7 protein-coding genes, 1 tRNA gene and 1 pseudogene are annotated in these 7,822 nt (G+C 68.9%); 6 read left to right on the top strand and 3 right to left on the bottom strand.

The window, feature by feature from the left end; translation table 11 throughout:
• Nucleotides 1–215 precede the first annotated feature (215 nt).
• The 3 genes from VF139_09675 to VF139_09665 all read left to right on the top strand — a co-directional run bounded on the left by VF139_09675 (nucleotide 216) and on the right by VF139_09665 (nucleotide 3,066).
• On the top strand, nucleotides 216–1,367 hold the full coding sequence (locus tag VF139_09675; GenBank protein HEX6851662.1) for a glycosyltransferase family 2 protein: 1,152 nt from the start codon (nucleotides 216–218) through the stop codon (nucleotides 1,365–1,367).
• Entirely contained in the window at nucleotides 1,364–2,917 is a 1,554-nt protein-coding gene (locus VF139_09670; protein ID HEX6851661.1) for a hypothetical protein, read from the top strand. The genes VF139_09675 and VF139_09670 overlap by 4 nt, the downstream gene beginning before the upstream one ends.
• Nucleotides 2,918–2,989: 72 nt before the next feature.
• Nucleotides 2,990–3,066 (top strand) — tRNA-Asp (locus VF139_09665).
• Nucleotides 3,067–3,160: 94 nt separating this feature from the next.
• On the opposite strand, the gene VF139_09660 is transcribed toward VF139_09665, so the two are convergent.
• On the bottom strand, nucleotides 3,161–3,412 hold the full coding sequence (locus VF139_09660; GenBank protein HEX6851660.1) for a hypothetical protein: 252 nt from the start codon (nucleotides 3,410–3,412) through the stop codon (nucleotides 3,161–3,163).
• Nucleotides 3,413–4,084: 672 nt separating this feature from the next.
• Nucleotides 4,085–4,408: a hypothetical protein gene (locus VF139_09655; protein ID HEX6851659.1), complete on the bottom strand. Its 324-nt coding sequence runs from the start codon at nucleotides 4,406–4,408 to the stop codon at nucleotides 4,085–4,087.
• A gap of 259 nt (nucleotides 4,409–4,667) precedes the next feature.
• On the opposite strand from VF139_09655, the gene VF139_09650 reads away from it, so the two are divergent.
• The 3 genes from VF139_09650 to VF139_09640 all read left to right on the top strand — a co-directional run bounded on the left by VF139_09650 (nucleotide 4,668) and on the right by VF139_09640 (nucleotide 6,668).
• Nucleotides 4,668–5,213 carry a Uma2 family endonuclease gene (locus VF139_09650; protein ID HEX6851658.1) on the top strand — a complete coding sequence of 182 codons (546 nt, stop codon included), beginning with the start codon at nucleotides 4,668–4,670 and terminating at the stop codon, nucleotides 5,211–5,213.
• A gap of 93 nt (nucleotides 5,214–5,306) precedes the next feature.
• A complete protein-coding gene (locus VF139_09645) occupies nucleotides 5,307–5,852 on the top strand; it encodes a Uma2 family endonuclease (protein ID HEX6851657.1) in 546 nt (181 codons plus the stop codon).
• A 72-nt stretch (nucleotides 5,853–5,924) separates the two neighbouring features.
• Nucleotides 5,925–6,668: a hypothetical protein gene (locus tag VF139_09640; GenBank protein HEX6851656.1), complete on the top strand. Its 744-nt coding sequence runs from the start codon at nucleotides 5,925–5,927 to the stop codon at nucleotides 6,666–6,668.
• A 717-nt stretch (nucleotides 6,669–7,385) separates the two neighbouring features.
• Here the strand turns inward: VF139_09640 and VF139_09635 are convergent.
• Nucleotides 7,386–7,496, bottom strand: a pseudogene (locus VF139_09635) (thrombospondin type 3 repeat-containing protein).
• Between the last annotated feature and the right edge of the window lie 326 nt (nucleotides 7,497–7,822).

The raw sequence follows: 7,822 nt of genomic DNA, 5'->3' as shown, positions 1-7,822 counted from the left end.
CGCGCTCGGCCTGCACCACACCGAGGTCACCTCGACCCCGCGCCCGACGATGTACGCGTCGTATTTCGGGACCGACGGCCGCACCCTGGAGTCCGACGACGTCCAGGGGCTGCAGTGCTCGTTCAACCGCTACCCGTTCTGACTCGTTCCCTGAAACGCCCCGCGCCGGAATCCACCTTTCCGGCGCGGGGCGTCCCGCGTTAGCATCCCCACCGTTGGAACTCTCCGTCGTCATCCCCTGCCTCAACGAAGCGGACACGCTCGAGACGTGCATCCGCAAGGCCCTCACCGGCATCGCCGCCGCGGGGGTCGAAGGGGAGGTCGTCGTCGCCGACAACGGGAGCACCGACGGCTCGCGCGAGATCGCCGCGCGCTGCGGGGCCCGCGTCGTGCCGGTCGCCGACCGCGGGTACGGAAACGCCCTGCGCGCGGGGATCGCGAGCGCGAAGGGTCGCTTCGTGATCATGGGCGACGCCGACGACAGCTACGACTTCCTCGAGATCCCGCGCTTCGTGAAGCCGCTGCGCGAGGGGGCCGATCTCGTCCAGGGGTGCCGCCTCCCCTCCGGCGGGGGCACGGTGATGCCGGGGGCGATGCCGTTCCTCCACCGGTTCTGGGGGAACCCGATGTTCAGCGCGCTGGCGCGCCGGATGTTCCGCGCCCCGATCCACGACGTGTACTGCGGTCTGCGCGGTTTCCGCCGGGAGTTCGTCGAGTCGCTCGACCTGCGCTGCGCCGGGATGGAATACGCGACCGAGATGGTGATCAAGGCGAGCCTCGGCCGCGCGAGATTCGCCGAGGTCCCCGTGACGCTCCACCCGGACGGCAGGAAGAGCCACGCGCCGCACCTGCGCACCTTCCGCGACGGCTGGCGCACGCTGCGGTTCTTCCTGCTGTGCAGCCCGCGGTGGCTGTTCCTCGTGCCCGGGCTCGCGCTCCTCGCGCTGGGCGCGCTCGGCTACGCCCTCGCGCTTCCCGGCGTGCGCGTGTTCGGGGCGAGGCTCGACGTCCACACCCTGCTCGTCGCGAGCCTCTCGGCGCTGCTCGGCTTCAACCTGATCGTCTCGGCGCTCTGCGCGAAGGTCTTCGCGATCACCGAGGGGGTCCTTCCGGAGGACCCGCGCCTGACGCGGTTCTTCGACCGCGTGCGTCTCGAGCACGGCCTGATCGCGGGCACCGGCCTGTTCGTCGTCGGCGTGGGCCTCGTGGGCGTCGTCGCGGCGCAGTGGAGGGCGTCCGGGTTCGGCCCCCTCGACTACGCGGCCACGATGCGGTGGGTCATCCCCGGCACCTTCCTCGCCGCGCTCGGTTTCCAGACGATGTTGTCGTCGTTCCTTCTGAGCGTGCTCGGACTCCGGCGGCGATGAGGGCCCTCACCCTCGGGCTGCCGCTCGCCTATTTCGCGGCCCGGATCGTCGCCGTCGGACTCGAGCAGCGCGACACGATCAACCCCGACGCCGTCGCGTATCTGAGGAACGCCCTCTACTGGACGCAGGGGCGCTTCGCCGACGCGATCGCGGGGTATTGGAGCCCGATGCTCTCGTGGTGCGTCGCCCCGGGAATCGCGCTGGGCTTCGACGCGCTTCACGCCGCCTACGCCGTGGTCGCCCTGTGGGGTGCGGCCCTCGTCGTGCTCGCGTGGACGGCGATGCGGCGGCTGACCGCACTCCCGTGGTGGCTCGAGACGGCGGCCATGCTCCTCGTCGCGGATGCGACCCTGATCTGGTCGGCGACCGCCTTCCCCGACGTGATCCTCGCGACCGGCCTCATGGCCTTCACCGTCGTCCTGTGGAGCCGCGGGTTCCTCGATCGGCGCGGCCTTCAGGTCCTCGCCGGTGCCTGCGGCGCGCTCGCCTACCTCGGAAAGGCGTACGGTTTTCCGTTCTTCCTGCTCTGGTGCCCGCTGTCGATCGCCTGGCGCGCGCGCGATCGAAGCCGGGCGCTCGCCGCGTGGGCCTTCGCCATGCTCGGCTTCGCGATCGTCGCGGGGCCGTGGTGCGCCGCCCTCTCGCTCAAGTACGGGCATCCGACCTACGGCCTCGTCGGGGGCGTCAACCGCGCGATCACGGGGCCGGACCCGTTGGACTCGCGGCAGATGTGGACCCCCGTCCCCGGCCGCGTCACCGTCTGGGAGACGCCGGAAGTCCTGGCCTACCGGCCCTGGTCGCCGTTCGACTCCGTGGCGATGATGCGCCACCAGCTTTCGTATTCGTGGCGGATCGCGAAGGAGGTCGTCGGCAGCCTCGCGCGGTTCGATCTGCTCGGCCTGTCGGTCGGGCTGACGCTCCTCGCCCCGTTCCTCGCCTACGCCCTTGGGGACAAGGAGGCGGCGAACCGGCTCGCGTGGATCGCGGGGACGGTCGTCCTCTATTCCGCTCCCTTCGTGCTCGTCTACTTCACCTACCGCTACACCGCTCCGTACCTGCGCCCGCTGTGCATCCTGGCTTGCATCCAGGCGGCCTGTACCCTGGCGTGTCACCTCCCTCGCCTCGTGGGAACGGCGCTCCTCGGGGGCGTCCTGCTCTCGTTCGCGGCGCACGCGAACCTCCCATTCCGTCCCCACGTCGTCGAGGAGACCGGCGTCAGCCCGTTCAACGACATCACGGTGGACGGGAAGCTCCACCGTCACGCGGCGGCGAAGCTCCGGGAGCTCGGCCTCACCGGCCCGATCGCGTCGAACCTCTATTGGGGAGGGATGTACGTCGGCTACTTCATGGATACCCCGTTCGTGGGGACCCCGGACGCCCCGACCCCGGAAGGGCGGAACGCCCAGCTCCGCGAGCACGGCGCGAAGCTCCTGCTGATCGACCGGAGCGCCCCCGACGCGGCGGCGTGGGCGTCGGATCCGGCCTGGCGGCTGGCGACGACCCTGACCCCGGCGTCGGGGGAGACGATCGACGTCTACGCGCTGAAATAGGCCGCGCCGGCGCCCCGGATCCGGGGCTTGAAGGGTGGAGGCGCCGTGCTACTATCCCGCGGTTCCAGGCGCGGAGCCGTAGTGCAGTTGGTTAGCACACCGGACTGTCACTCCGGAGGTCGCGGGTTCGAGCCCCGTCGGCTCCGCCACTAAGCCACACAAACGGCGCCACTTGCGAGAGGGGCGTCGTCGTGTGCTCATCGTCCGGCCGGGCTACCGGCCGATCGGCTTGAGTCGCCTACTTCAACGGCTGACGATGAGCGACAGCAGTGCCGCCAGGATCCAACTCACCATCGCCGTTGCGATCAACGAAGCGGTCCAACTACCGCGCCAGTACTTCCAAGCTACTTGGAGCCCACCCATCGGCTTGGAGTGCCACAGATGACGGTCGTCTTCCGAGAGTTTGATCTTCGCGGCGTGGAATGGCGCGGCCAGTATCGCGAGTACCAGCGATCCCACGAACACGGAGCCCAGCAGGAACAACACGGCTCTCACGGATGGCCCTTCCTCGATTCCGATGAGGCAGGTCCAGCATTATCCTCCCGGATGGAGCAAGTGGGAGAGGGGCACAATTCTCGGACAGGGTTCCCGGAGTGCCTCGTTCTGGGAGTCGGGATGTGTGGCTCATCGCGCCCGGCGTCGCCGGTCGACTGGGGCCGCGCGTGACGCGCTGAAAGTCGTGCGAACCTTGTGTGCTGCAGCGTGTCAGCCGATGCGTGTCGTTGTGTTCCGTCCCGTCGGCGTCGGCCATTAACGGCGCCGTTTCTTGCTTTATGGGCGACTGTCACTCCGGAGGTCGCGGGTTCGAGCCCCGTCGGCTCCGCCATTAAGCCACACAAACGGCGCCACTTGCGAGAGGGGCGTCGTCGTGTGCTCATCGTCCGGCCGGGCTCCCGGCCGATCGGCTTGAGTCGCCTACCTCAACGGCTGACGATGAGCGACAGCAGTGCCGCCAGGATCCAACTCACCATTGCCGTTGAGATCAGCCACGCGGTCCAACTCCCTCGCCAGTGCTTCCAAGCTACCTGGAGCCCACCCTCGGCTTGGAGTGCCACAGATGACGGTCGGCTTCGGAGAGTTTGATCTTCGCGGCGTGGAATGGCGCGACCACGATCGCTAGTGCCAGCGATCCCACGACTACGGAGCCCTAGAGGAACACCAGCGCACTCATGAATGCCGCCTCTTCGATCCCCGACGAGTCAGGCCCGGCATTTCAGGGAGCGACGCCATGAACTTGTAGATCCCGATCGCCGGGAGCACGTGGAAGATCGCCACCAAGAGAAGCAGCCCGGGGAGCATGAGCGTCGACAGCTTCAACGCGTCATACGGGCGCGCCGTGAGTTCCTTCCCGAGGCCGAAGAGTAAGTCGAAGGGAACCACGGCAACGCCCGGGAAGATCGACCGCCAGCCGACGGCGTCGAACCAACCGAAGAGAATGGCTTCGTAGATGACCATCGCGACCGCAGTGGGGAGGATTGCGCCCTTCCTCATGACCCGAATCATCGCACGGCTCCCCTGTGCTGCTGTGTGCCAGCAGTTGCGTTCGGTTGGGTGCCGTTGCGTAAGCGCAGTCCATTAACCGCGCCGTTTCTTGCTTTCCGGCCGACTGTCACTCCGGAGGTCGCGGGTTCGAGCCCCGTCGGCTCCGCCACTAAGCCTGGAGTTCCCGATAGACAACCCAGAACCGAACGGCGCCAGACACGCCGTGACGGGGATGGGTGTACCTTCCCGCCGAGTCCCGGAGTCCGTCATGCCCCACGCGCCGCCGCACAAACTCGGGTACGACGACTACGCCCGCCTCCCTGACGACGGGAAGCGCTACGAGCTTCTCGACGGGGAGGTCTTCGTGACCCCGGCGCCGAATACCGCGCACCAGAGGGCGGCCCGCAGGATCTTCCGTCACCTCGACGCGTACTTCGCGGATCGCGCCGAGATCTTCTGGGCGCCGACGGACGTGATCCTCGGACCCCACGACGTCCTCCAGCCGGACCTGGTCGTGGTGGACGACCCCACCTCGGTTTCGGAGCGCGGCATCGAGCGCGCTCCGCTCCTCGTCGTGGAGATCCTCTCGCCTTCCACGCAGCGGCGTGACCGCACGCTCAAGCTTCGGCGCTACGCCGCCCTCGGGGTCGGGCACGTCTGGCTCGTGGACTACGAGATCCCCGCGATCGAGTGCGTCCGGCCCCGCGGGGGCGACGCCGAACGGATCGTCCATCTGGAAGGACGCGATACGGTCGTCGAGCACCCGGATTTCCCCGGTCTTTCCTTCCGGCTGGGGACGATTCAGGAACCCTGACCCGGGTTGCGCAAACGAAACCCCTCGACCGTACGAATCCCGCGCGGAGCTTCGGAATCGGCGGTAGATTCCCGCGGAGTCCCGGAGTTCGTCATGCCCCACGCACCGCGGCACAAGCTCGGGTACGACGACTACGCCCGCCTCCCTGACGACGGGAAGCGTTACGAGCTTCTCGACGGGGAGGTCCTCGTGACCCCGGCGCCGAGTCCCCGGCACCAGCAAGCCGTCGTCAAGCTCCTCGAAGTCCTGCGAGCTCACTTCCGGAGGGGCGCGCGGGTGTTCGTCGCTCCGCTCGACGTCGTCCTGAGTCCTCACGACGTCCTCCAGCCCGACTTGGTCGTCGTGGACGATCCGTCTGCGATCTCCGAACGGGCGATCGAGCGGCCCCCGCTGCTCGTCGTCGAGGTTCTCTCGCCGAGCACCGAGAAACGCGACCGCGGCCTCAAGCTCGATCGCTACGCCGCCCTCGGGGTCCGGCACGCCTGGCTCGTCGACCACGAGATCCCGGCGATCGCCTGCTTCCGGCTCGCCCCGGGGTCCATCGCGCGAGTCGTCCAAGCTTCCGACGTGGACGCCATCGTCGAGCATCCGGATTTTCCGGATCTGGCCTTCCGGCTCGGCACGATCCAGGAACCCTGACCTCCCCGGGAACTTCCCGCCCCCTCTCCGGTCCAACGGATCGAGGGGGCCGAAAGCCCCAAGGAGGTCCCGATGCTCCGCACCGCCCTCGCCGCCTCGTTCCTCGCCGTCGGCGCCGCCCACGCGGCAAGCCAGGGCCCGTATTCGGTCGAGATCCTCGTCGGCGGAAGCACCCGCCCCGAATACGCCGCCCGCGGCACGACCTACGTCGAAGCCCAGAAGGGGCGCGAATACACGATCCGGCTTCGCAACCACACGGGTCGGCGCGTCGGCGTCGCGTTGTCGGTCGACGGCCTCAACTCGATCGACGCGAAACACACGAAAGCCGCCGACGGGCGGAAGTGGATCCTCGACCCCGGGCAGACGATCGACCTGCAGGGGTGGCAGACGAGCGCGACGACCGCGCGCCGCTTCTACTTCACCGACGAGAAGCGCTCGTACGGGTCGTGGCTCGGGAGAACCGACGACCTCGGCGTGATCGCGGCGGCGTTTTTCCCCGAGCGGGTCGTCGTCGAGGATTGTGAGCGGATCGGAGCGGCGGCCCCGCAGTCGGAGTCGAGGATGCGCAAGTCCGAGGCTCGCGACTCCGCCGCCACCGGGATCGGCCGCGAGACCGAACACCGCGTGCGCCGCGTCGACTTCGACCACGACCCGACGCCTGCCGCGGTCGTGTCGATCCGGTACGAATACCGCGACGCCCTCGTGAAGCTCGGCGTGCTCCCCGCCGAACCCGACGACGCGATCGCGCGCCGCGAGCGCGCCCGCGGGTTCGAGGACGACGGGTGGGCGCCGGATCCCTACCGGCGGGAGCGTTGACCCTTACGGACAGGCGCGCCCCGTGCGCGCCTGTCCGTTCGACTGCACCCCCAGGTTCCCGCCGCAGCCGTCCTCCGATCGCACCAGGTAGTAAACCCCCTGACCGGAGGGAGGGACGTACACGTCGGAGGTCGACTGGGTGAGCAGGTCGGAGAGCACGCACGTCGTTCCCGCGCCCGACCACGTTGAGGCCGACGCGCTCCGGATCGCGTCGAACCAGTGGATGAACCCTCCGGTGTCGTTCGGCTGCTGCCACGAAAGCAGCGAGGTCGTCCCCGACCGATCGACCCTTAGCTCCCGCGCGGGGGTCGGGATCGCCCAGAGCTCGAAGTCGAGCGGCGCGCAGTCGAGGGCGTCCTCGGCGCCGTCGTCGTCGTCGTCGAGGTCGCAGGCGTCGCCCTGGCCGTCCCCGTCGAAGTTCGACTGGGTCGGGTTGGAGACCGACGGACAGTTGTCCGGCGGGCAGGTTTCCGGCGGCATACCCGCGCCGTACCCATCCGCGTCGGCGTCGGTGCAGGGGTCGCATCGGTCGCCGATCGCGTCGCCGTCGTGGTCCTCCTGACCGGCGTTCGGAACGTCGATGCAGTTGTCGGCGGGGCAGGTCTCGACGGCGAGCCCCTTCCCGAACCCGTCGCCGTCCACGTCGGTGCAGAGGTCGCAGAGGTTGCCGGACCCGTCGGCGTCGTCGTCGAGCTGCAGGTCGTTGTGGACGGTCGGGCAGTTGTCGCAGAGGTCGCCGAAGCCGTCGAAGTCGCCGTCCTCCTGCAAGGGGTTGGAGATCGCGTCGCAGTTGTCCTGGAGGTCGGCGATGCCGTCGCCGTCGGTGTCGGTGAGCAGGCGGAAGTCGACCTCGTTCCAGCCTCCCCAGGGCTGCTCGACCCACCGTCCCCAGAGCTGGAACGGCGAGGTCGTCGGGCGCTGCCGCAGGCGGGAGCGCCACCGGTATGCCGTGTTCGTCGTCAACCCCGAGACCCAGGCGGTCTGCTCCTGCGGCAGGGTTCCGGTGTCGATCCACGACGCCGCCTCTCCGAGCCCGGTGCCGTCGAAGGGAACGCCGACGGCCTTGATCTCCCACTGGTGCTTGATGTCCCCTCGGCCGAGCATGCCCCATCCACTCGTCCAGAGCTGGACCCCGGTCGCGGAGTCCGAGCGGC

Source organism: Candidatus Polarisedimenticolaceae bacterium, assembly GCA_036376135.1.
Lineage (GTDB): Bacteria > Acidobacteriota > Polarisedimenticolia > Polarisedimenticolales > DASRJG01 > DASVAW01.
This window is presented reverse-complemented; position numbering and strand designations above follow the sequence as displayed.

Excerpts from the sequence above, each read along its gene's own strand:
- VF139_09650 (HEX6851658.1), top strand. The coding sequence starts at position 4,668 with ATGCCCCACGCGCCGCCGCACAAACTCGGGTACGACGACTACGCCCGC.
- VF139_09640 (HEX6851656.1), top strand. The coding sequence starts at position 5,925 with ATGCTCCGCACCGCCCTCGCCGCCTCGTTCCTCGCCGTCGGCGCCGCC.
- VF139_09655 (HEX6851659.1), bottom strand. The coding sequence starts at position 4,408 with ATGAGGAAGGGCGCAATCCTCCCCACTGCGGTCGCGATGGTCATCTAC.
- VF139_09645 (HEX6851657.1), top strand. The coding sequence starts at position 5,307 with ATGCCCCACGCACCGCGGCACAAGCTCGGGTACGACGACTACGCCCGC.
- VF139_09670 (HEX6851661.1), top strand. The coding sequence starts at position 1,364 with ATGAGGGCCCTCACCCTCGGGCTGCCGCTCGCCTATTTCGCGGCCCGG.